The sequence below is a fragment of the uncultured Chitinophaga sp. genome (assembly GCF_937898475.1).
GTDB lineage: Bacteria > Bacteroidota > Bacteroidia > Chitinophagales > Chitinophagaceae > Chitinophaga.
On sequence record NZ_CALEJS010000042.1, the window covers coordinates 277337 to 299816 of the forward strand.

Sequence of the window (22480 nt, forward strand, 5' to 3'; positions counted from 1 at the left end):
TACTATGCCATGGCCGTGTTATTTAACGATTATTTCAATCCGGTGCCTGTTTAAACTTAGTACATAATCGTGCCAAAACTCACTATATTAACAACGGCAAAAAGAACTGCAGATGAAAAATATTGTTGTATTAGACGGCTATGCTTTAAATCCCGGAGATCTTGACTGGAGCCCACTGCATGCACTGGGCAATGTTACCATATACGACAGGACAAAAGAAAGTGAGGTTGCCCTCCGCGCCAAGAATGCCCACATTATACTGACCAATAAAGCCATTGTGAATGCGGCCTCCATAGCACAGCTGCCCCAGCTTCAATACATCGGTGTAATGGCCACCGGCTACAATATCGTGGATGTAAACGCTGCCAGCGCCCGGCAGATAAAAGTGACCAACGTACCTGCATACGGTACAGCTGCAGTGGCGCAGTTTACATTTGCACTGATACTTGAGCTTTGTAACCATGTTAAACTGCATGCAGACAGTGTACGGGCAGGGGATTGGAGCCGCAGCGATGATTTCAGCTACTGGAAAGCGCCATTGCAGGAGCTCGACGGCAAAGTACTGGGCATTGTTGGATTAGGCCAGATAGGACAGGCGGTGGCGCAGATTGCGCTTGCATTTGGTATGCGGGTAATAGCACACCATAAACACCCTGAGCGGGACAAAATGGATGGAGTGCACTTTGTATCGCTGGCAGATTGTTTTGCACAGGCAGACATTATTACCTTACACTGTCCGCTGAACGAGCAGAACCGCGGCTTTGTGAACAAGGCTTTGCTTGATACCATGAAACGGAACGCCCTGCTCATCAATACGAGCCGCGGCCCACTAATAAATGAGCAGGACCTGGCCAACGCCCTGAACAATGAACGTATTGCCGCCGCAGGGCTCGATGTACTTTCGGTAGAGCCGCCGGCTGCTGAACATCCATTGTTTTATGCAAAAAATTGCCTGGTAACACCCCATATTGCCTGGGCGGCAAAAGAGGCCAGAGGCCGCCTACTGAATACGGTAATTGAAAATGTACGGTCCTACCTTTCAGGCAAACCCGAAAACCTGCTAAATTGATCGCATCTATTTTAGCAGGCTGAGATCGCTGCCAGCAACGCTGTGCCCGTTAATTACTGATATGGGTAACTGTTATATTTATGTTGATAGTCTGATACTTAGAATCGGATATTAGTTATTGTAGATATCAATAATGAATAAAATGAATAACAGTAAGTCATAAAAAAGTTTCCTGTATTTTTCCGGAATTAGGAAGAATTAGCTAAATTGGAAAAGATTAATAACCCCCGCGGTTACTATTAAAGACATGAAGAAAATTCATTAATCAAGGTACCCTAGACTCTTATCAAAAAACTACCCTGTATGAAAGCAGGAATTCTACTGGTAGAAGACGATCACTTTTTCGCAAAAGTAATTAAGAGACATCTGGAAAAAGAAGGCTACAATGTTGTGCATTGCCTGGATGGAGAAGAAGCCTGGCGCACCTTCCAGGAGCGGGCTTTCGACATCTGCCTGCTGGATATTATCATGCCCGGGAGGGACGGCTTCGCCCTGGCAAAAGACATCCGGAGCAGAGATACCAATATCCCGATTATCTTCACTTCCTCGCGCTATATGGAGCAAGACCGCCTCAGCGGCTTTCAGGCGGGGGGAGATGATTACATGGTGAAACCCTTCAATATAGAGGAATTGCAGTTCAGGATAGACGTTTTCCTGAAAAGGAGCCGTTTACTGCAAAACAGAAAAATAGTGGTCTACCAGCTTGGAGCCCTGGAATTCAATTATACAGAACTGAAGATCTTTCATCAGCCTACCGGGCACACCATTAACCTGCCCCCCAAGGAAGCTGAATTACTGAAGTTCCTTTGCGAAAATCCTAACCGGCGTTTAAGAAGGGAAAATATCCTGCTGAGCGTATGGGGAAGTGACGACTTCTTTGCGGGGCGCACCATGGATGTATACCTTACACGACTTAGAAAACACTTCCGCCTTGACCCGGATGTAAAGCTGGAAACCTTCCATGGAAAGGGGTTGCGGCTTGTTACAGATCCCAAGGCCTGCATGGCGGATGCCTGAAAATATTATCGACTAATCACAAACACCACACACCACACACTAAGACGAACCGTCCCGCATCTGCAGGACGGTTCTTGTTTATAATCTCTTTTGAGTTGCTATTACCTATTTCAGGTTATGGAATACCTGCTGCACATCTTCATCCTGTTCCAGGCGGTCAATCAGCTGCAGTACCTCTTTAGCCTGCTCTTCATTCAGCTCTACAGTAGTAGTGGGGATGCGCTGTAGTTCGGCAGTGATCGTGGTGATGCCCCTTTCTTCCAGGGCTTTGGCCATATTACCGAATTCAGTGAAAGGAGTACGGATGATAATATTATTCTCACTGTCTTCCCCTATTTCTTCCAGGCCAGCATCAATCAGTTCCAGTTCCAGCTCTTCCAGGTTCTGGCCTTCATTTTTCACCTTGAATACACCCATACGGTTAAACAGGAAACCTACGGAGCCACTGGTGCCCAGGCTACCGCCCTCTTTATTGAAATGCATACGCACATTAGCTACTGTGCGGGTAGGGTTATCGGTAGCGGTTTCCACCATTACCGCCACGCCGTGAGGAGCATAACCTTCATATACAACCTCTTCATAATCCGTCTTATCCTTACCCATAGCGCGTTTGATCGCGGCTTCCACCCTGTCTTTAGGCATGTTCACGCCTTTGGCGTTGGCAAAGCAACGACGCAGGGCTGGGTTATTATCCGGGTCAGGGCCACCCTGTTTTACGGCAATGGCAATTTCTTTACCTATCCTGGTGAATTGTTTGGCCATCCGGTCCCAACGGGCAAACATAGTGGCCTTTCTTACTTCAAAAATTCTTCCCATGTTGGTTTATTATCGAGACGCAAAAATACAGTGTTTATCCTAATGTACTACCAGTAAAATGGAACCGTCCCGGTTTAGCCGGGACGGTCTGAAATATCCTGATAGCATATAATGTGCTGTTACTGCTTGTTCTGTTCATGATATTTACGGGCTTTACTATGCTTAACGCTATACCCGAAATAAATTACAAAGCCGATAGCCAGCCAGATGATCAGACGTGTCCAGTTACCGGGGCCCAGTCCGGCGATCATGGCCAGGCACACCAGTGCGCCAGCGATAGGTACAAAAGGCACCAGGGGCGTTTTGAACGGACGGGGCACCTCCGGGTTTGTTTTACGCATTACCATTACACCTACACATACCAGTACAAAGGCAAACAGGGTACCGATACTGGTCATATCACCTACTATATGATCCGGGATAAAACCGGCAAATAATGCGGTAAAGAAGAAGAACATCCATTGTGATTTATATGGCGTGCGGTGCTTGGGATGGAGTTTGGAGAACACCGGCGGCACCAACCCGTCGTTTGACATGGAGTAGAATACGCGGGTCTGTCCCAGCAACATCACCAGTATCACAGAAGAAAAACCTGCCAGGATGGCGATGGTGATAAATAAAGACAGCCAGCCGTAACCAGGCATATACGTATTGATCACGTACGCTACGGATGCTTCGGCGCCTTCCTTCAGGAAGTCTTTATAGGGAGCCACACCCGTCATTACGTGAGAAAACAGAATATACAATACCGTACAGATGGCCAGGGATACCAGGATACCGATAGGCATTGCCTTTTTCGGGTTCTTGGTTTCCTGGGCGGCAGTAGATACGGCATCAAAACCTATGAAGGCAAAGAATACCACACCAGCTCCGGCCAATACGCCTATCCATCCATGGTTTCGCGTTAGCGAATAATCCACCGATGTGCCGTCATTCAGATGAACAACACCTGCATCGGCAGGGATAATATAAGGAGTGTGGTTGGCAGGATTGATGAATTGCCAGCCCAACGCGATGAATAACAATACGATAGCAACCTTTATTATTACGATGATCGTATTTACCAGGGCAGATTCCTGGGTACCTTTGATCAGCAGCAAGGTCAGTAAAAACAGTATGAATATGGCGGGAAGATTCACAATGCCGTGCACACCTGCATCAGATACCTGGAAGGGAGAGTGCGACCATTCAAAGGGGATCGTGACGTGAAAAAGCGTGTTCAATAAGTTGTTCAGGTATTGGGACCAGCCTATGGAAACGGTGGCGGCGCCCAGGGCATATTCCAGCACCAGGTCCCAGCCAATGATCCAGGCAACCAACTCGCCAAGGGTAGCATAAGAATACGTGTAGGCACTACCGGCAATAGGGATCATGGAAGCAAACTCCGCATAACATAAACCAGCGAGCGCACAGCCAATAGCTGCAATAATGAAGGAGAGGGTTACTGCAGGCCCGGCATGAGCTCCTGCTGCAGCAGCAGTACGAACAAAAAGTCCGGCCCCTATAATGGCGCCAATACCCAATGCTACCAGGGATCCGGCAGTTAACGTTCTCTTTAAACCTTTTTCCGATTCTGTAGCTTCAGATAATAATTGACCCAGTGGCTTTCTTACAAAGAGTCTACTCATGATAGAAGTATTGTTGGTTGATTAAGTGGTTTGATTTGTTGTGATTTGTTTTAAGACCGCCAAATATAACTATCTAAAACCAAATAAGCCTGTTTTATTTTACCAGGTATGGGCTGAATATTAATCCTGTACCTTATTTTTGGGGAATTTTAAGTATTAAAGAAGGCTATATATAAGCTAAACCAGTAATTGCATGAAGAAATCTAACCGGCTTACCCTGTTCATATTCCTGGGAATGGTGCTGGGCATATTAACAGGGTACATTGTTTATGTCCTATACTCAGGAAATGAAGCAGCTGTCAAGAAATTTGCAGACAACATATCCATCCTCACGGATATTTTCCTGCGCCTGGTAAAAATGATCATTGCGCCCCTCGTATTTTCCACACTGGTTACGGGCGTGGCCAAACTGGGTGACATTAAAGCCGTTGGCCGGATAGGCGGCAAAACAATGCTCTGGTTTATTACCGCCACTTTTGTTTCCCTGTTCCTCGGGCTGATCCTGGTAAACGTGCTGCAGCCGGGCCATGCATTGAACCTGCCCCTGCCCGATACTCACGCCAGCAGCGGGGTATCCGGTGCAGATATGTCCCTCAGGGGGTTTTTCCGCCACGTGTTCCCTGACAGCGTTATCGATGCAATGGCCCACAACGAGATATTACAGATAGTGGTATTTGCGTTATTCTTTGGAGTGGCAACTGCCGCCGTGGGTGAAAAAGCTGCGCCGGTGATCAAAGCGCTGGATGCCGTAGCTTATATCATGCTGAAGGTGACCAACTACGTTATGAATTTTGCGCCTTTCGCTGTATTCGGGGCTATGGCTGCCATTATATCGCAGAAAGGAATGGGAATTTTGTGGACCTACGGTAAATTTATAGGCCAGTTTTATTTAGGTTTGGGTGTGTTGTGGCTGGTGTTGGCCCTGGCAGGTTTTGTAATACTGGGGCGTTTGGTATTCCCTTTACTGGGCCGCCTGAAAGCCCCCCTGCTGCTGGCATTCAGCACTGCTTCCAGCGAGGCAGCCTACCCGCGGATGCTGGAGGAACTGGAAAAATATGGCTGTGATAACAAAATTGTAAGTTTCGTATTACCACTGGGTTATTCGTTTAACCTGGATGGTTCTATGATGTATATGACCTTTGCCAGCTTGTTCATTGCCCAGGCATATAACATGCACCTGGGAATTGAACAGCAGATCTCTATGCTACTGGTATTAATGATCACCAGCAAAGGTATAGCCGGTGTGCCCCGCGCTTCGCTGGTAGTCATCGCAGGCACGCTTTCCATGTTCAACATTCCTGAAGCGGGACTGCTGCTGTTACTGGGGGTAGACCACCTGCTGGATATGGGGCGGTCTGCCACCAACGTGATCGGCAATGCAATGGCCACTGCAGTGGTATCTAAATGGGAAGGCGCTTTTGAACCCGGCCGGGATGCCCTGAAAGAGATATAACAAGATTATAACAACTAAATTGCTATTTTGGCAATCTCGAAATTTTGGAATTTTTATTCATAAAATGTAGCATGGACCAGATCACAGAGTTTTTTAAGCATCTTATTAACCCCCAATGGATCATCGAACACGGAGGCATCTACCTGCTGTTGCTGATCGTTTTTGCAGAGACAGGTTTGTTTGTGGGATTTTTTCTACCCGGAGATTCACTGCTGTTTGTAGCAGGTATTTATGGAGACCTGCTCAGCAAGAGCTTTTTCAATATGCCCTTTTTTGTGATCATGTTCCTCATTGCCATTGCGGGTGTGCTGGGTAATATGGTAGGTTTCTGGTTTGGGCGCAAATCCGGTCCGCTGCTGTTTAACCGGAAAGACACCTTCCTCTTCAAAAAGAAATACCTCTACCAGGCAAAGGAATTTTATGACAAGCATGGCGGCGGCGCCATCTTCCTGGCGCGTTTCCTGCCTATCGTACGTACTTTCGCGCCTATTGTGGCAGGTATTGTGCAAATGGAGAGCAAAAAATTCATGTTATATAATATAGTAGGCTCTTTTTGCTGGGTATTTTCCATGATGCTGGCCGGTCATTATCTTGACAAAGCCTTCCCCGGACTGAAAGAGCACCTGGAGCTGATCATACTGATCATCGTCCTTATCACCACCTTACCGGTACTGATAAAGCTCTTCTTCGGAAAAACCAAGCAGCAGCCTCATTTACATCATGAGGACAGCAAGGCGCCCACCGACACGTTATCGTAAGCACTAATCAACTACTATCTATCCGCTATGCACGCTGAAAACCGCTCCCCTTCTATCTTTAACGTAGCCGTTATAGTGGCGTCACTAGGCTATTTTGTAGATATTTATGACCTGTTGCTCTTTACGATTGTACGCGTGCCCAGTCTTAAAGAGCTGGGCGTACCGCAAAACGAGATTGACACCGGTGTAGGTTTGCTGCTGATCAATATACAGATGCTGGGCATGCTGATAGGCGGGGTGCTGTGGGGCATTCTGGGTGATAAAAAAGGGCGGCTCAGCGTACTATTCGGCTCCATATTATTATACTCTGTGGCCAACATCGCCAATGGCTTTGTGCAGGGTACCACCGGCTACCTCTTATGGCGTTTTGTTGCAGGGCTTGGCCTGGCAGGAGAACTGGGCGCCGGTATTACCCTGGTATCAGAAATCCTGCCCAAGGAAAAACGCGGGTATGGAACCATGATTGTAGCTACCGTTGGCGTATCCGGGGCTGTGGCAGCAAATTTCATTGCCAAAATAGTGCAGGACTGGCGCATCTGTTATTTCATAGGCGGAGGCCTCGGCCTGGCATTACTGGTGCTGCGTATCAGTGTGATGGAATCACATATGTTCAATGCTATCAGGGAAACCCGTACCAGCCGTGGCAATTTCCTTTCTTTGTTTACAGAACGGCAGCGTTTTCTTAAATACCTTAAATGTTTGTTACTCGGTACGCCTACCTGGTTTGTAGTAGGCATACTCATCGCTTTCTCCAACAAATTTGCGGTGGAAATGGGCGTGCGTGATCCTATCAGTCCGGGCGATGCTATTGCTTTTACCTACACCGGTCTGACGCTGGGTGATTTTTCTACGGGCCTTATCAGCCAGTTATGGAAGAGCCGCCGCAAGGTGATGCTGCTGTTCCTGTTGCTCACCGCCGCTTTTGTGTTCGTATATTTCCAGATGCATGGCGCTACCAAATGGACCTTCTATGCCGTATGCTTTGGCCTGGGCTTCAGCGTTGGTTTCTGGACAATCTTCGTAACCATTGCAGCAGAAAGCTTTGGCACCAACCTGCGCGCCACGGTGGCTACTACCGTACCTAATTTTGCCAGGGGCCTGCTGCCGCTGATCTCTGCTTTGTTCACCGCATTACAGGCATGGTTCAGCTATGTGCACAGCGGCGCCATCGTAGCGGTTATCTGTATAGGCGTTGCATTGATCACTGCTTACACTGTAGAAGAAACTTTCGGAAAGGAACTGAATTACCTGGAGGAGATCTGAGCGGTCTGCTAATAATCCGCCAGCACTTTGTCAAGCAGCTTGTTCAGCATAGCCACATCTTTGGGAGAAAGGGTATTTTTCAGGCAGTCTTCCAGCTGCTCAATCTCTTCATCGATCACCTGCAGCAGCGCAAGCCCTTTAGCGGTGATCTTTACATCTACCGCCCTTCTGTCTGACTCACAGCTTTTGCGTTCAACCAGTTCTGCTTTGCGCAGGCGTTCAACCAGCCGGGATACATCGCTCATCCTGTCCAGCATTCTTTCTTTCAGCATATTGATATTGGCCGCTTTGGGATGTTGTCCGCGTAAAATGCGCAGAATATTGAACTGCTGCATGGTGATGTCAAACTTTTTGAAGAATTGCTGATGTCTGCCAACGATCCAGTTGCCTACAAATACGAGGCTGACCAATCCTTTCGTGTATTCGCTGGAGAAGGCCTTTTGCGAAAGTAACTTTTCGATGTTCGACATGATGACAAGAATGTGTGAAGTGGTTGATAAAATAAACACGGGGACTGATGATTGGCCAGTCCCCGTTTTAATAATGTGAATCAGTTATTTACGCGGTTACTTTCATGTTATCCAGCACATCCATTACTTCTTTTACGTGCTGTGCTGATGTTTTGAGCAGTTCAGTTTCTTCTGCGTTCAGTTTCAGTTCTATGATCTTTTCAATACCGTTCTTGCCTAATACCACCGGCACACCCAGGTAAATATCTTTGAGGCCATATTCGCCGGTAAGCCATGCGCAGCAGGGGAATATGCGTTTTTCATCTTTCAGGATGGCTTCTACCATCTGTGCGGCTGCAGCGCCGGGAGCATACCAGGCAGAGGTGCCCAGCAGGTTCACTATCTCGCCGCCACCTACTTTGGTGCGCTGGATAATGGCTTCCAGTTTATCGGCAGCAACTAGTTCTGTAACGGGGATACCGCCAACGGTGGTATAACGGGGCAGCGGCACCATGGTATCGCCATGGCCACCCATCAGTATCGCCTGGATATCTTTGGGGGAGCATCCTATTTCATCTGCCAGGAAAGCGCGGTAGCGGGCAGTATCCAGGATACCGGCCATACCGAATACCTTGCTGCTGTCTTTACCCGCTGTAAGGAAAGCGCAGTAGGTCATCACATCCAGCGGGTTGCTTACTACAATGATGATGGCATTGGGAGAATGTTTGGAAATATTTTCGGTAACAGATTTTACAATATTGGCATTGGTGGAGATTAAGTCATCACGGCTCATACCGGGTTTGCGGGGTAAGCCGGATGTGATCACTACCACATCGCTGTTGGCAGTTTGGGCGTAGTCATTTGTAACGCCGGTCACCTTGGTGCTGTAATAATCTATCGGCGCTTGCTGCCAGGTGTCCAGCGCCTTTCCTTCTGCAGTACCCTCCTTGATATCCAGTAATACGACCTCCTGTAAAAAATCTCTGTGGGCCAACACGTTAGCACAGGTTGCACCTACATTGCCGGCTCCTACAACAGTAACTTTCATTTTATCCAAATATTTAGGGTGAAAAATATTGATTAAAGTAAAAATAAGTAAAAAGGAGTTCCGATTAATTAATATATGGCAGTAACTGGTCCAGTTTTGCGGAGCCTTCAAATCCTTTCACCAGCGTTTGTTTCTTATTGTACACATAGAGGCCCGGGAAATAGTGCATGTTATAGAAGTACATGATCTGGCGGGTGGGTTCGCTGGCCATGATAATGTTCGGATAGTTTTTGATCTTATACTGCTCATAGTACGCTTTCATCTGGTCTGGCTTGAAAGGCGTGATCATCAGGATCTGTGTTTTTTTGAACTTATCCATGTTCTTCAGCATTTCTTCTGTCAGCTGTTTGCAGTGATCGCATTCCACGCTGAAAATGAAGACCAGGGTAGGCACATTCTTCCGGAGATCGTTTTTGGTGATAATATGCCCGTCGGGCAGGGTGAGTGGAAAAGCCGGTATTACCTTGTACTGCAGGTAAGGTGCTTCGGTGGGCGTGTTGCTTTTTTGCGCCTGTGTAAGAAAAGGGAGGGCACATAAGCATAACAGCATCAGGTATCGCATGATTCGTCTGTTTTAATCAATAAGGGCTAAATTTAGTACAGAACGGCTTGAATGACACCGGCAAATTGATTTTTTTCCAAAAAAATTACTAGATTACCTGTCCTTACATTATGTTTGCATTCCTAAAAAAAATAATAGGTACCGCTCCCGGAATATATTAGAATTTAATTAATTCATAGGTAGCCGTACTATTAAGGATTTCGCAAGGATTTCTGAGAATGATTTACTTTTGCAGTCCTAATCTCATTTTTAAACCTAAAATCAGTATCCTATTTTATGGCTACCACTGCAGATATCAGAACAGGATTGATCATAAAGCTGGACAACAGCTTATATTCTGTTGTAGAGTTTGGTCAGAACAAAACTGCCCGTGCTGCCGCCAAAGTTTGGGCTAAATTGAAAGGTGTTGACAATGCACGTTCTATAGAGCATACCTGGAACTCCGGCGATACCATTTTCCCTGTTCGTGTTGAAAAGAAAGCGTTTCAGTACCTGTACCAGGACGACAGTGGTTATAATTTCATGGATAAGGAAACCTTTGAGCAGATCGCTTTGCCTGAGACGATGGTAGATGCGCCCCAGTTCCTGAAAGAAGGCGAAGAGGTGTTTGTATCTATCAATACGGAAACCGAACAGCCCATGAGCGTGGAGCTGCCTGACAAGATCGTTGTAAAAATCACCTATTCCGAGCCTGGCATGAAGGGCGATACCGCTACCCGTACCTTAAAACCTGCCACCATTGAAACCGGCGCTACAGTAATGGTGCCTTTGTTCGTAAATGAAGGGGAGTCTATCAGAGTGAACACAAAGACCGGTGAATACATCGAAAGAGTTAAAGAATAGAATAATCCATACTAAACACTAACGAACATTTCAAAAACCAAAAACTGTCTACATGGATTTTAAACAGATTCAGGAGCTGGTAAAGATGGTCAACAAGTCCAACATCAGTGAACTGAGCATAGAGGAAGACAAGTTTAAGATTACTATAAAGCAAAAGGATAACGAGGTTCAACAAGTGATAGCGGTGCCCGCCGCCACACCCGTACAGGCAGTTGCACCGGTAGCAGCAGCTCCTGTTGCAGCCGCAGCTGCGCCTGCTACTCCTGCAGCCGCCCCGGCCGCAGCCAAAGCAGATAACCTTGTTACTATCAAATCTCCCATGATCGGTACCTTCTACCGCAGCCCGGGCCCTGACAAGCCAGCTTTTGTAGGCGTAGGAGACGATGTTGCCCCCGGCAAGGTGGTATGCATCATCGAAGCCATGAAACTGTTCAATGAGATCGAGAGCGAAGTTAGCGGCAAGATCGTAAAAGTGCTGGTTGATGACGCCTCCCCGGTTGAATATGATCAGCCTTTGTTTTTAGTAGAACCATAAAAGAAACAATGTTTAAAAAAATACTGATCGCCAATCGTGGAGAGATAGCCCTGCGTATCATACGCACCTGTAAAGAGATGGGCATCAAAACGGTGGCTGTATATTCTACTGCGGATAAAGACAGCCTGCATGTAAAATTTGCCGACGAGGCAGTTTGCATCGGCAAACCGCAGAGCTCAGAATCCTACCTGAATATTCCTCACCTCATGGCTGCTGCTGAGATCACCAATGCAGACGCCATCCATCCCGGTTACGGTTTCCTCGCAGAGAATGCACGCTTCGCTGAGATATGCGGAGAGCATGGCATCAAATTTATTGGCCCCACCCCGGAAATGATCCGGAAAATGGGCGATAAAATGACCGCCAAAGAAACCATGATAGCTGCCGGTGTACCGGTTATTCCCGGTTCCGAGGGTTTGCTGGAAAGCCTGGACCAGGCCAAGCAACTGGCCAGGGAAATGGGCCTGCCCGTGATACTCAAAGCTACCGCCGGCGGCGGTGGTAAGGGTATGCGCGTAGTGTGGGAGGAAAAGGAGCTGGAGAATGCCTATAACATGGCCAAAACTGAAGCCCGCGCCGCTTTCAATAACGATGGTATCTACATGGAGAAATTCGTGGAAGAGCCCCGTCACATTGAGATCCAGGTAGCTGGCGACCAATACGGCAAGGTGTGTCACCTGAGCGAAAGAGACTGCTCCATCCAGCGTCGTCACCAGAAGCTGGTAGAAGAATCTCCTTCTCCCTTCATGACGCCTGAATTGCGCGAAAAAATGGGTGAAGCCGCCATCAAGGCTGCTGCAGCCATCAATTACGAAAGCGTGGGCACCATCGAGTTCCTGGTTGACAAACACCGCAACTTCTACTTCATGGAAATGAATACCCGTATCCAGGTGGAGCACGGTGTAACAGAAGAGGTGATCAATTTTGACCTTATCAAGGAACAGATCAAAATAGCCGCCGGTATCCCTATCTCAGGAAAGAACTATACGCCACAGATGCATGCCATCGAATGCCGTATCAATGCGGAAGATCCGTACAACGACTTCCGTCCTTCCCCGGGTAAGATCACTGTATTGCATATACCCGGCGGCCATGGTGTACGTGTGGATTCCCATATCTATGCCGGTTATGTGATCCCTCCCTACTACGACAGTATGGTGGCCAAGATCATTACCATTGCGCAGACCAGGGAGGAAGCCATCAACACCATGGAACGCGCATTGAGCGAATTCGTGATCGAAGGCGTGAAAACCACCATTCCATTCCATCAGCAGCTGATGCGTAATGAGGACTTCCGTAAAGGAAACTTCACCACCAAGTTCACAGAAAGCTTTAAGCTGGTGTAAGCAGGGTAAGATCGCTTGCCAGACAAGGGATCTTCGCCGCCAGCCGACAAAAATCTGCGTCAGATCGAAGGTATTCGATGAAAGACAACAGATGTGTCATGTAAGCTGACAGATGTACCGTGACAGATCGAAGGTGTTCGATGAAAGACAGCAGATGTGTCATGTAAGCTGACAGATGTACCGTGACAGATCAAAGGTATTCGATGTAAGATAACAGATACGGCGTGCAAGCTGACAGATGTTACGTGCAAGCTGACAGATGTGCGTTGTAAGCAAATAGAAATTCAGCTCCGGGCAGCATTCCTGCCCGGAGTTTTTATTTTACTCCGCTTTGATCACAGCGGTACGCTTGCCAATGCCGTTCTCGTTGAAGGCTTCTATGCAGAAGTAGTAAGGTTTGCCTTTATCCATCGCCCTGAAATAATACTCATTGGCGCCATATACCATTACGCTGGTATACAGTTTATCGGGCGCTATCCCGCTGTAAATGGTATAGCCTGTGGCGTTATCCACCGTTTTCCATTTAAGCCAGGCATTGCGGCGCTCACTGTCGCCGCGCAGGGCTATGAATTCCCGCACGGTATCGGGTTTTTGTCCTTTACCGTAACCAAATACCCGCAGGCCGCTGATAGCAAATTTGCCGGTGGGCATGTGGATGTTCTCCAGCCTGATATAACGGGCCTTCACCGGTGTTGATAAAGCAATATAATCATGCGGCACATCGGTATGGTTGCGGCTTTTATCGGTGAGCAGCTGCCATTTTTTACCATCAACAGAGCTGTAGAGCTTATACTGGTGGTACAGCCCTGGCTGTTTGCCCATGATGGTAGCATCCTGGTCTGCATAGTTGATCTGGATGGCGTGAACCGTGCTAAGGGCGCCCAGGTCTGACTGCAGCCATTCGCCTTTATTGTCGGTAGCGGCACACCAGTAGGTCTTGATATCCTCATCTACCGCCTGGTTGGCCGTATAGCCGCCATAGGTAGATGATACCTGTACCGGTTTGTTGTAATTGAGCAGCATCCAGCCGGTGAACAGGCTGTTGGAAGGGTCTGCAGCGGCGTCGGGCATATAATGGGGATAGTCGCCGTAGGCCGTGTTGCAGAAAAGTAAATCATCCTTGTCAAAACCAGCGGGCCAGATGCCTATACGGCGTTCAAAATTATTCTTCACGCAGATGGCTACGGTGGAGACATGCCACCAGTTGCCATATTTATCCTGGTAAGTAGCCCCATGACCGGCTCCCTTGGCAAAGCCGCCGGGTTTGTAGGAGAAGGGGTTGTGCGCCTGGTAGGTGAATGGTCCCAGCGGATGATCACTTACGTATACACCGTCTGCATACCCGCTGAACTCCGTGCCGGGGGCGCCGTACTGCAGGTAATATTTGCCGTTGTGCTTATTTACCCAGGCGCCTTCCATGAAGGGAGCCAGGAAAGTATTATCGTTCGCTTCACCGAATCGCTCCCAGCCGTGAATATCGTCATGCAGGCGGATCAGGTCCTTTCTTTCGCCGATGGGCTGCAGTGTTTTACGGTCCACTTCACGGCCGTAAATGGGATAGGTATTGCTGGAGCCGTGGTAGAGGTACAGGCGGCCGTCGTCATCAGCAAAAAAGGCGGGATCCCAGGCGCCGGCTTTGAAGGAGTCTACTGCTTCCTTCCAGGTATCGGTGCGGGGATGCTGGCTCATCCACAGGGGGAAGTTGGTGGTATAGGTAGAGCCGATCACCAGCAGTGTATCGCCCAGCACCACGGTAGCCGGAGCGCAGAGTTCATCGTATACATGGTGCCAGGGCTTCAGGAACTTGCGGGGTACAAATGTCCATTGCAGCATATCACTACTCCACCAGTAGCCCCACTGGTTGGTGGAAAAGAGGTAATAGTCGCCTTTGAACAAGGTGATCACCGGGTCTGCCGTAGCCCGGTGTTTACCCTGGGTGGTAAAGTTGGGAATGGGGCAGAAGCCGTAGTCTATATTAATAGGATTACAGTAAGTTCTTTGCTGGGCCCCGGCGGCGTAGCAGTAAATAAACAGGAGCACAAGCAGCACTAATCTTTTTCTCATGACGTAATGTTTTTGTACCGGTGGGTGAGAAGATAAAAGTAAAAAAAATCCCGCTCACCGGAAGATGAGCGGGGACTTGCTTTACTTTAACCTAATTGTTCTTATTTGAAATAGCCATGACGTATCTTGAATCAGTTCTTACCGGGCGTTGTTCTGCCGGGTAACTGACGGTCTTCCATCCTCTTCAGTGCTCTCAGCCGTTCCAGGCGTTTGGCGTTCCATTGCACGTATTGCTGGTATTGATTTGCTGTGAGTAACGCTTTTATATGTTGCTCATGGTCCTGTTGCGCTTTGGTCAACAGTTCCTGTTTTTGTGCAGGGGTAAGTGTGTTATGCTGCAGTATCTCCCTGGTGCTGCTTTCGAGGGCTGTGTTCAGGGTTTGCCATTGCTGACTTTGTTTATCTGTTAACGCAAGTTCCGCTTTGATTATTTTCCATTGCTTGTTTTGATTAGCGGAATGACGGCTATGTGCTGCAGACAAGTCAGCTGGCGGACGGGCGCCTGCAGCATCCTGTGCCCGGGTGATCCCGGCCATCATTAGCAGGAGCAACAGGATGGTTATTGGTTGCGCAAACAGCATAACGGTTGTATAGACGGGGCAGGGGAGGAAAAGTTTAACGGGGACAGCGATACTTTATAAAAAGAAAAAGCCCACGGTGAAAACCGCGGGCTAATCATACACCAAAACAATCTTACGGTTTTATCGCAAGAAAAGCAGCTCTCTGTACTTGGGGAGACCCCATTTTTTGTCATCCACCAGGAACTCCAGTTTGTCGGAGTGGTAACGGATCACATCAAAGTACGGCTTAATTTTTTCACAATATTCTATAGCCTTCTGACGGCTGTCAGTCAGCTTGTTTACCACTTTGCGTGCTTCAATCATAGCCTGTACATTCTCACTGATGACATTAATATGTTCAGCTATTTTACCAGCTATTTGTTTTTGCGCTTTAACTGCCTCTTCACCTAAGCCGATCTCTTTCAGGCCGCGGATGTTCTCGATCAGGGTGTTCTGATAGCTGATGGCAGCCGGCAGGATGGTGTTGGTAGCCAGGTCGCCGATCACGCGGGCTTCGATCTGTACTCTCTTCACATAATCTTCCAGCAGGATTTCGTGGCGGGCATGCAGTTCTTTTTCATTGTAAACACCAGTCTCGGTAAAGAGCTTGGCAGCTTTGGGCGTCACCAGGGCGTCCAGTGCATGCGGTGTGGTTTTAACGTTGGGCAGGCCTCTTTTCTCTGCTTCTTTTTCCCATTCTTCGCTGTAGCCGTCGCCTTCGAATAAAACTTTTTCCGAATCTACAATATATTTCCGAAGAGTTTGCATGATGGCAATCTCTTTTTTCTCGCCTTTCTCGATCAGGGAATCAACGTCTTTCTTGAATGTAGACAGTGTTTGCGCCATGATGGTGTTGAGGATGGTCATGGCAGAAGCACAGTTTGCAGAAGAACCTACGGCGCGGAACTCGAACTTGTTGCCGGTGAAAGCAAAGGGAGAAGTACGGTTACGGTCGGTATTGTCCAGCAGCAGTTCAGGAATATGACGGTGCAGATCCAGTTTCAGGATGGCTTCGTCCTGCTCGTCAAACTTGTTGTTTACGCGGGTTTTCACTTCCTGTAAAACTTCGAACAGGTATTTACCTACGAATACGGAAATGATAGCCGGGGGAGCTTCGTTGGCGCCCAGACGGAAATCGTTGCTGGCAGAAGCGATGGAAGCTCTCAGCAGGTCAGCATAATCATGTACCGCCTTGATGGTGTTCACAAAGAAAGTGAGGAACATCAGGTTGGTCTTCGGCGTTTTGCCGGGAGCCAGCAGGTTTACACCGGTATCGGTGGCCATGCTCCAGTTGTTGTGCTTACCGGAACCATTGATGCCTGCAAAAGGTTTCTCGTGCAGCAGCACTCTCAGTTTATGACGCTTGGCCACTTTGCTCATAACGTCCATCAGCAGGGAGTTGTGGTCTACTGCGATGTTCACTTCTTCAAAGATGGGAGCGCATTCGAACTGGGAAGGAGCCACCTCGTTGTGACGGGTCCTTAAAGGAATACCCAGTTTGTAAGATTCTTCTTCGAAATCGCGCATGAAAGCGTAGGCGCGTTCGGGTATGGAACCAAAGTAGTGGTCTTCCAGCTGCTGGCCTTTGGAAGGTGCGTGACCAACAACGGTACGGCCGCACATTACCAGGTCAGGACGGGCGTTAGCCAGGCTCTCATCCACCAGGAAGTATTCCTGCTCCCAACCCAGGGTGGCAGTTACTTTGGTTACGTTCTTGTCGAAGTAGTTACATACGTCTACAGCGGCTTTATCCAGTACAGAGATCGCTTTCAGCAGCGGAGCTTTGTAGTCCAGTGATTCACCGGTGTAGGATACAAATATGGTAGGGATACAGAGTGTTTTACCATAACCCTGTTCCATAATAAATGCGGGAGAGGAGGGATCCCATGCAGTATAACCGCGCGCTTCGAAAGTAGCGCGGAGACCGCCGCTGGGGAAGCTGGAAGCATCAGGCTCCTGTTGTACCAGCGCATCACCGTCAAAAGTTTCGATAGCAGAACCATCGCTCTTAATGGTGAAGAAAGAATCGTGTTTTTCAGCAGTAGTACCGGTCAGGGGCTGGAACCAGTGGGTAAAGTGGGTTACACCTTTTTTCATTGCCCATTGTTTCATACCCGCAGCGATCTGCTCTGCCATCTTACGTTCGATCTTGGATCCGGTTTTGATGGAATTCATTAAGCTCTTGTAAGCTTCGTCACTCAGATTTTCGCGTAGAACTTTGCCCGTGAAAACATTGCTGCCGAACACCTCAGTGATTTTGCCGTTCAGCTGCTCGGGCTTGATTTTTAGATCAACGCCGGCTAGACCTTCCAGCGCCGTGAAACGTAAAGATTGCATGCTGTAATTGATTTTTATACTAAGTAAAGTGATTTTAACACAAAAAAACGTTCATTACGTAAGATAAACAAGAAGTTTATTCGTTTTTGCTAAAAAATTACATTTTAGCACCAAAAATCAGATATTTTTTGATTTTTGACCAAAAAAAATGGATGAGGGCGTTTTAAAACTGACATATTAAAAAAATAATCATATAGAAGGAGATGGTAGTTTTTGTAAATGGGGTGGGTGGCTACGTAGGTAGTAGGAGCGACCTCCGCACCGCCGACTCCCCCACTTGTCAATTGCCGGAAAATTAGGTAGGTTTGCACTTCTTTCTTACTCTTGTGTATATATATACTTTACATACATGCAAAGCACTGTAGAAACCACAGATAAATTAATGCATACCACCGTAGAAACTGCAGAACAGCTTGGACTTACCGCAGACGAATATGAACGTATAAAAACCATCCTGGGCCGTGTTCCCAACTTCACGGAGCTCAGCATGTATTCTGTAATGTGGAGCGAACATTGCAGCTATAAGAACTCCATCGTATGGCTGAAATCCCTGCCCCGTGAGGGCGCCCGCCTGCTGGTGAAGGCGGGAGAGGAGAATGCAGGCCTGGTAGATATAGGCGACGGTTATGCCTGCGTATTCAAAATAGAATCACATAACCACCCCAGTGCTATTGAGCCCTTCCAGGGCGCGGCCACCGGGGTAGGAGGCATTCACCGCGACATCTTCACCATGGGCGCACGCCCCATTGCCGCGCTGGACTCCCTGCGCTTCGGCAACCTGAACGATAAAAAAACTCAGCACCTGCTGAAAGGTGTTGTACACGGTATAGGCCACTATGGCAACTGCTTTGGCGTACCCACCGTTGGCGGGGAAGCCTATTTTGAAGACTGCTACGGTACCAACCCCCTGGTGAATGCCATGAGCGTAGGTATTGTAAAAGTAGGGGAGACCGTTTCCGCTACCTCTTACGGAGAAGGCAACCCGGTATTTATTGTAGGCTCTGCCACCGGTAAAGACGGTATCGGCGGCGCTTCCTTTGCCAGTGCCGATATCACGGAAGAAAGCGCGGAAGACCTGCCGGCTGTACAGGTGGGCGACCCCTTCCAGGAAAAGAAACTGCTGGAAGCCTGCCTGGAAGTGATTAAAACAGGTGCGCTGATAGGCATGCAGGATATGGGCGCCGCCGGTATCACCTGCTCTACCGCTGAAATGAGCGCCAAAGGCGAACACGGTATGAACATCTACCTGGAAAAAGTGCCTACCCGCCAGGAGAATATGAAAGCCTGGGAAATGCTGCTCAGCGAAAGCCAGGAACGTATGCTCATCGTAGTGCAGAAAGGCCGCGAAGCCGAAGTGCTGAAAGTATTCGATAAATGGGACCTGCACTGCGTGCAGATCGGTGAAGTAACCAAAGATCCCCGTCTTAAATTCTATATGAACGGTGTGCTCGAAGCCGATGTACCGGCAGAAAGCCTGGTGCTGGGCGGCGGCGCTCCGCAATACCATCGGGCTTATACCGAGCCTGCTTATTTTGAGAAAATAAAGGCTTTTGACATCCAGAACATACCAGATACCACCCACCCCCGCTTTGTGGCGGAAAGGCTGGCCAAACTGCCTAACATCGCCTCTAAACGCTGGATCTATACACAGTATGACAGCATGGTAGGTACTGCCAACGCTACCACCAATGCACCCAGCGATGCGGCCATAGTACTGGTAAAGGGCACTAAGAAAGCACTGGCCGTTACTACGGACTGTAACAGCCGTTATGTGTTTGCCAACCCGCATATCGGCGGACAAATAGCCGTGGCAGAAGCGGCCCGTAACATTGTGTGCAGCGGCGGCGAACCGGTGGCTATCACCAACTGCCTGAACTTCGGTAATCCCTACGATCCGGAAGTATACTACCAGTTTGTATATGCTATCAAAGGCATGGGCGAAGCCTGCCGTAAGTTCGATACCCCGGTTACCGGCGGTAACGTAAGCTTCTATAACCAGTCGCCCGACGGCCCCGTATATCCTACCCCCACCATCGGTATGCTGGGTATACTGGACAACCTGGAGCAGCGCATTACGCTGGACTTTAAAGCTGCCGGCCACCTGGTATACATTGTGGGCCGCAGCCGTAATGATATTAACAGCTCTGAATACCTGCACAAGCTCATTGGTATAGAGCACAGCCCTGCGCCGCATTTCAACCTGGAAGAAGAACACCGCCTGCAGGCGGCTATTACCCGGCTGAATAAAGCCGGATTGATACAGTCTGCACACGACATCAGCGAAGGCGGCCTCTTTATTACCCTGCTGGAAAGCGCAATGACCAGCGGCCTGGGTTTTGAAGTGAACACCAACAGCAATTTCCGTAAGGATGCCTACCTGTTTGGCGAAAGCCAGAGCCGCGTAGTGGTGACCATCAGACCGGAAGACCAGGAGAAATTTGAGGCCGTATTACATGGCCTGGTAGATACTACTGATCATTCCGTACGGCACGAAAAGATAGGCGTGGTGAAAGGCGACCGTATCGTAGTGGATGGAGAAGACTGGGGCGTAATACAGGACTGGAAAACGGCTTACGATACGTCTATTGAAAGCCACCTGGGCCAGGATAAGTAAAAATAAAAAAGCAAGTAATAAAAAAGGAGCGGTGCAAAAATCACCGCTCCTTTTTGCTTTTTAATACCTGCTCTGATTATTTACTTTCTTATTAATAACACATCCGTTGGCAGGCGCAAACCCCGTACAGATCGCCTTCTGTAGCGCCCGCTATTCCTGCAGGGAATACTTCAGTATTACGAATAAACGTAAGTGTTACGGTTATTCGGGTGAAACTAATAACAGTGGCACAAAGCAGGGGAATTAAGTGTATACGTACCCGGGGGAAATTTGTGGCAACGAAGTTATGCACATTTTGTTATGTTCCAGGGAGTTACTTAACGAGTTATTAACAAAATGGCACCTTCGTGTGATGTTTTCTACAATTGAGTGACATAATTTTGGATATATAGAGAGAGAATAATACTGCAACAATATTTTTCGCAAGGGCTAATTCATAATCTTATTATAAACTTATTATAAACTTCGTTAGAATCAAATGGTTGTTCCTATTCTATGAAGGCCATTGCTTCTACCATGTCCTAATGAAAGCTAAGTGATACTTTACACCTAGTGAAAGAACGTTATGTTCAGGGGCCGCTTAACCACCGGCCCCTTGTTTTTCCGGTAGGGTATCCAATGCAAGCTAATGTAGTGTAAAGATAAAAGGCGATGAACGTTCATCGCCTTTTATCTTTATATGCTGTTATGCTATAGTATACTACACCACCGGTATTTCTGCCACTTTATATTCTTTCCTGTCCAGCTTCTGCTTGGTTTCGCTGAATGCCTTCAGGGTAAGGGCAATGTCTTCATCAGTATGGGCTGCAGTGGGTATCAGGCGGTAGATGATCTGTCCTTTGGGGATCACCGGGTACACCACGATAGAGCAGAAGATGTTGTAGTTCTCGCGCAGATCCAGGCACATAGCGGTAGCTTCCGGGATATCGCCCTGCAGGTAAATGGGGGTAACAGGCGAGTTGGTATGCCCGATGTTGAAGCCCCTTTCTTTCAGGCCCTGCTGCAGCTTGTTTACGTTTTCCCACAGCCTGGCTTTAAGCGCCGGCTGGGTACGCATCAGTTCAACCCTTTTCAGGTGGCCGATCACGATGGGCAGGGGGATGGATTTGGCAAAGATCTGCGAGCGCATGTTATAGCGTAGGTAGTTGATGATGGCTTTGTCGCCGCTCATGAAAGCGCCGATAGAAGCGCCTGATTTAGCGAAGGTATTGAACAGCAGGTCGATCTTATCCTGTACGCCCTGTTCTTCTCCGGTACCAGCGCCGGTTTTACCCATGGTACCGAAGCCGTGGGCATCGTCTACCAGGAGGCGGAACTCATATTTATCCTTCAGGGCGGCTATTTCCTTCAGCTTGCCCTGGTCGCCGGCCATGCCGAACACCCCTTCCGTTACTACCAGTATACCGCCGCCGGTGGTTTTGATCAATTCAACGGCACGGTTCAGCTGCTTTTCACAGTCCGCTATATCATTGTGCTTAAATACGTAACGGTGCCCCTGATGCAGGCGAAGACCGTCTATAATGCTGGCGTGGCACTCGGCATCGTATACAATTACGTCCCTGCGGTTACAAATGGCATCTATGGCGCTCATAATGCCCTGGTAGCCGTAGTTCAGCAGGGTGGTATCTTCTTTACCCATGTATTCAGACAGCGTTTTTTCAAGCTGTTCATGGTAGTTGGTATTCCCGCTCATCATACGGGCGCCCATAGGAGCGGCTAAACCAAAATCTGCTGCCGCCTTCGCATCCGTAGCGCGTACTTCCGGGTGGTTGGCCAGGCCCAGGTAGTTATTCAGACTCCAAACGATCTTTTCCTTGCCCCTGAATGTCATACGGGGGCCTATTTCACCCTCCAGCTTCGGAAAGGCAAAGTATCCGTGGGCTCTCTCTGAATGTTCCCCGATAGGGCCCTGGTGTTTCAGCAGTTTCTCAAAAATATCCATATGTTAATTAATGATTAATTGTGATCATTAAAAATCGTGCACAAATGTATTAAAATATTACTTTTTACGATCTTACATTACTTTTGCAGCCATCTTGCCAAAAGCATACCGAAAAAGAACGGAGGCAAATAAACTCATTATTATACTATGATGCAATCGGGCTTTCGGGGGATAAT

General features: G+C 48.3%; 18 protein-coding genes. 9 read left to right on the forward strand and 9 right to left on the reverse strand.

Annotated features, from left to right (window positions below; all coding sequences use genetic code 11):
* Positions 1–112 precede the first annotated feature (112 nt).
* Together Q0577_RS26865 and Q0577_RS26870 are read left to right on the forward strand one after the other, a co-directional pair.
* Positions 113–1069: a D-2-hydroxyacid dehydrogenase gene (locus Q0577_RS26865; RefSeq protein ID WP_298741919.1), complete on the forward strand. Its 957-nt coding sequence runs from the start codon at positions 113–115 to the stop codon at positions 1067–1069.
* 303 nt (positions 1070–1372) lie between these two features.
* On the forward strand, positions 1373–2086 hold the full coding sequence (locus Q0577_RS26870; protein WP_298741921.1) for a response regulator transcription factor: 714 nt from the start codon (positions 1373–1375) through the stop codon (positions 2084–2086).
* Between the two features lie 105 nt (positions 2087–2191).
* Here Q0577_RS26870 and Q0577_RS26875 read toward each other — a convergent pair whose 3' ends face one another.
* Both Q0577_RS26875 and Q0577_RS26880 read right to left on the reverse strand, forming a co-directional pair.
* Positions 2192–2902, reverse strand: a complete 711-nt coding sequence (locus tag Q0577_RS26875; protein ID WP_298741923.1) for a YebC/PmpR family DNA-binding transcriptional regulator — start codon at positions 2900–2902, stop codon at positions 2192–2194.
* 119 nt (positions 2903–3021) lie between these two features.
* Positions 3022–4530 (reverse strand): amino acid permease, encoded by a 1509-nt coding sequence (locus Q0577_RS26880; RefSeq protein WP_298741925.1) that lies wholly within the window; start codon positions 4528–4530, stop codon positions 3022–3024.
* 193 nt (positions 4531–4723) lie between these two features.
* Here Q0577_RS26880 and Q0577_RS26885 point away from each other — a divergent pair, with 193 nt between their 5' ends.
* The 3 genes from Q0577_RS26885 (at position 4724) to Q0577_RS26895 (ending at position 8004) form a co-directional block, all read left to right on the forward strand.
* Complete coding sequence (locus tag Q0577_RS26885; RefSeq protein WP_298741927.1) at positions 4724–5983, forward strand: dicarboxylate/amino acid:cation symporter; 1260 nt, start codon at positions 4724–4726, stop codon at positions 5981–5983.
* 71 nt (positions 5984–6054) lie between these two features.
* Positions 6055–6741, forward strand: a complete 687-nt coding sequence (locus tag Q0577_RS26890; RefSeq protein WP_298741929.1) for a VTT domain-containing protein — start codon at positions 6055–6057, stop codon at positions 6739–6741.
* A 27-nt stretch (positions 6742–6768) separates the two neighbouring features.
* Positions 6769–8004, forward strand: coding sequence for an MFS transporter (locus Q0577_RS26895; RefSeq protein ID WP_298741931.1), 1236 nt, complete (start codon positions 6769–6771; stop codon positions 8002–8004).
* 8 nt (positions 8005–8012) lie between these two features.
* On the opposite strand, the gene Q0577_RS26900 is transcribed toward Q0577_RS26895, so the two are convergent.
* The 3 genes from Q0577_RS26900 to Q0577_RS26910 all read right to left on the reverse strand — a co-directional run bounded on the left by Q0577_RS26900 (position 8013) and on the right by Q0577_RS26910 (position 10063).
* Positions 8013–8474 carry a MarR family transcriptional regulator gene (locus tag Q0577_RS26900; RefSeq protein ID WP_298741933.1) on the reverse strand — a complete coding sequence of 154 codons (462 nt, stop codon included), beginning with the start codon at positions 8472–8474 and terminating at the stop codon, positions 8013–8015.
* 88 nt (positions 8475–8562) lie between these two features.
* On the reverse strand, positions 8563–9501 hold the full coding sequence (gene mdh, locus Q0577_RS26905; protein WP_298741935.1) for a malate dehydrogenase: 939 nt from the start codon (positions 9499–9501) through the stop codon (positions 8563–8565).
* Between the two features lie 64 nt (positions 9502–9565).
* On the reverse strand, positions 9566–10063 hold the full coding sequence (locus Q0577_RS26910) for a redoxin domain-containing protein (protein WP_298741937.1): 498 nt from the start codon (positions 10061–10063) through the stop codon (positions 9566–9568).
* Positions 10064–10339: 276 nt separating this feature from the next.
* Between Q0577_RS26910 and efp the strand changes: the two genes are divergently transcribed.
* The 3 genes from efp to accC are packed head-to-tail and all read left to right on the forward strand — an operon-like array spanning position 10340 to position 12787.
* Positions 10340–10906 (forward strand): elongation factor P, encoded by a 567-nt coding sequence (gene efp, locus Q0577_RS26915; RefSeq protein WP_298741939.1) that lies wholly within the window; start codon positions 10340–10342, stop codon positions 10904–10906.
* Positions 10907–10958: 52 nt separating this feature from the next.
* A complete protein-coding gene (accB, locus tag Q0577_RS26920; RefSeq protein ID WP_298741940.1) occupies positions 10959–11441 on the forward strand; it encodes an acetyl-CoA carboxylase biotin carboxyl carrier protein in 483 nt (160 codons plus the stop codon).
* Positions 11442–11449: 8 nt separating this feature from the next.
* Positions 11450–12787, forward strand: coding sequence for an acetyl-CoA carboxylase biotin carboxylase subunit (gene accC / locus Q0577_RS26925; RefSeq protein WP_298741943.1), 1338 nt, complete (start codon positions 11450–11452; stop codon positions 12785–12787).
* Between the two features lie 321 nt (positions 12788–13108).
* On the opposite strand, the gene Q0577_RS26930 is transcribed toward accC, so the two are convergent.
* The 3 genes from Q0577_RS26930 to Q0577_RS26940 all read right to left on the reverse strand — a co-directional run bounded on the left by Q0577_RS26930 (position 13109) and on the right by Q0577_RS26940 (position 17748).
* Positions 13109–14851 carry a family 43 glycosylhydrolase gene (locus Q0577_RS26930; RefSeq protein WP_298741945.1) on the reverse strand — a complete coding sequence of 581 codons (1743 nt, stop codon included), beginning with the start codon at positions 14849–14851 and terminating at the stop codon, positions 13109–13111.
* Positions 14852–14982: 131 nt separating this feature from the next.
* The gene (locus Q0577_RS26935; protein ID WP_298741947.1) at positions 14983–15432 is read right to left on the reverse strand and encodes a hypothetical protein; all 450 of its coding nucleotides are present in this window, start codon (positions 15430–15432) and stop codon (positions 14983–14985) included.
* A gap of 120 nt (positions 15433–15552) precedes the next feature.
* Positions 15553–17748 carry a glutamine synthetase III gene (locus Q0577_RS26940; protein WP_298741949.1) on the reverse strand — a complete coding sequence of 732 codons (2196 nt, stop codon included), beginning with the start codon at positions 17746–17748 and terminating at the stop codon, positions 15553–15555.
* Positions 17749–18097: 349 nt separating this feature from the next.
* Here Q0577_RS26940 and purL point away from each other — a divergent pair, with 349 nt between their 5' ends.
* Entirely contained in the window at positions 18098–20362 is a 2265-nt protein-coding gene (gene purL, locus Q0577_RS26945; RefSeq protein ID WP_298741951.1) for a phosphoribosylformylglycinamidine synthase subunit PurL, read from the forward strand.
* A 700-nt stretch (positions 20363–21062) separates the two neighbouring features.
* Here purL and Q0577_RS26950 read toward each other — a convergent pair.
* The gene (locus Q0577_RS26950; RefSeq protein ID WP_298741953.1) at positions 21063–22304 is read right to left on the reverse strand and encodes a pyridoxal phosphate-dependent aminotransferase family protein; all 1242 of its coding nucleotides are present in this window, start codon (positions 22302–22304) and stop codon (positions 21063–21065) included.
* Positions 22305–22480: the final 176 nt, after the last annotated feature.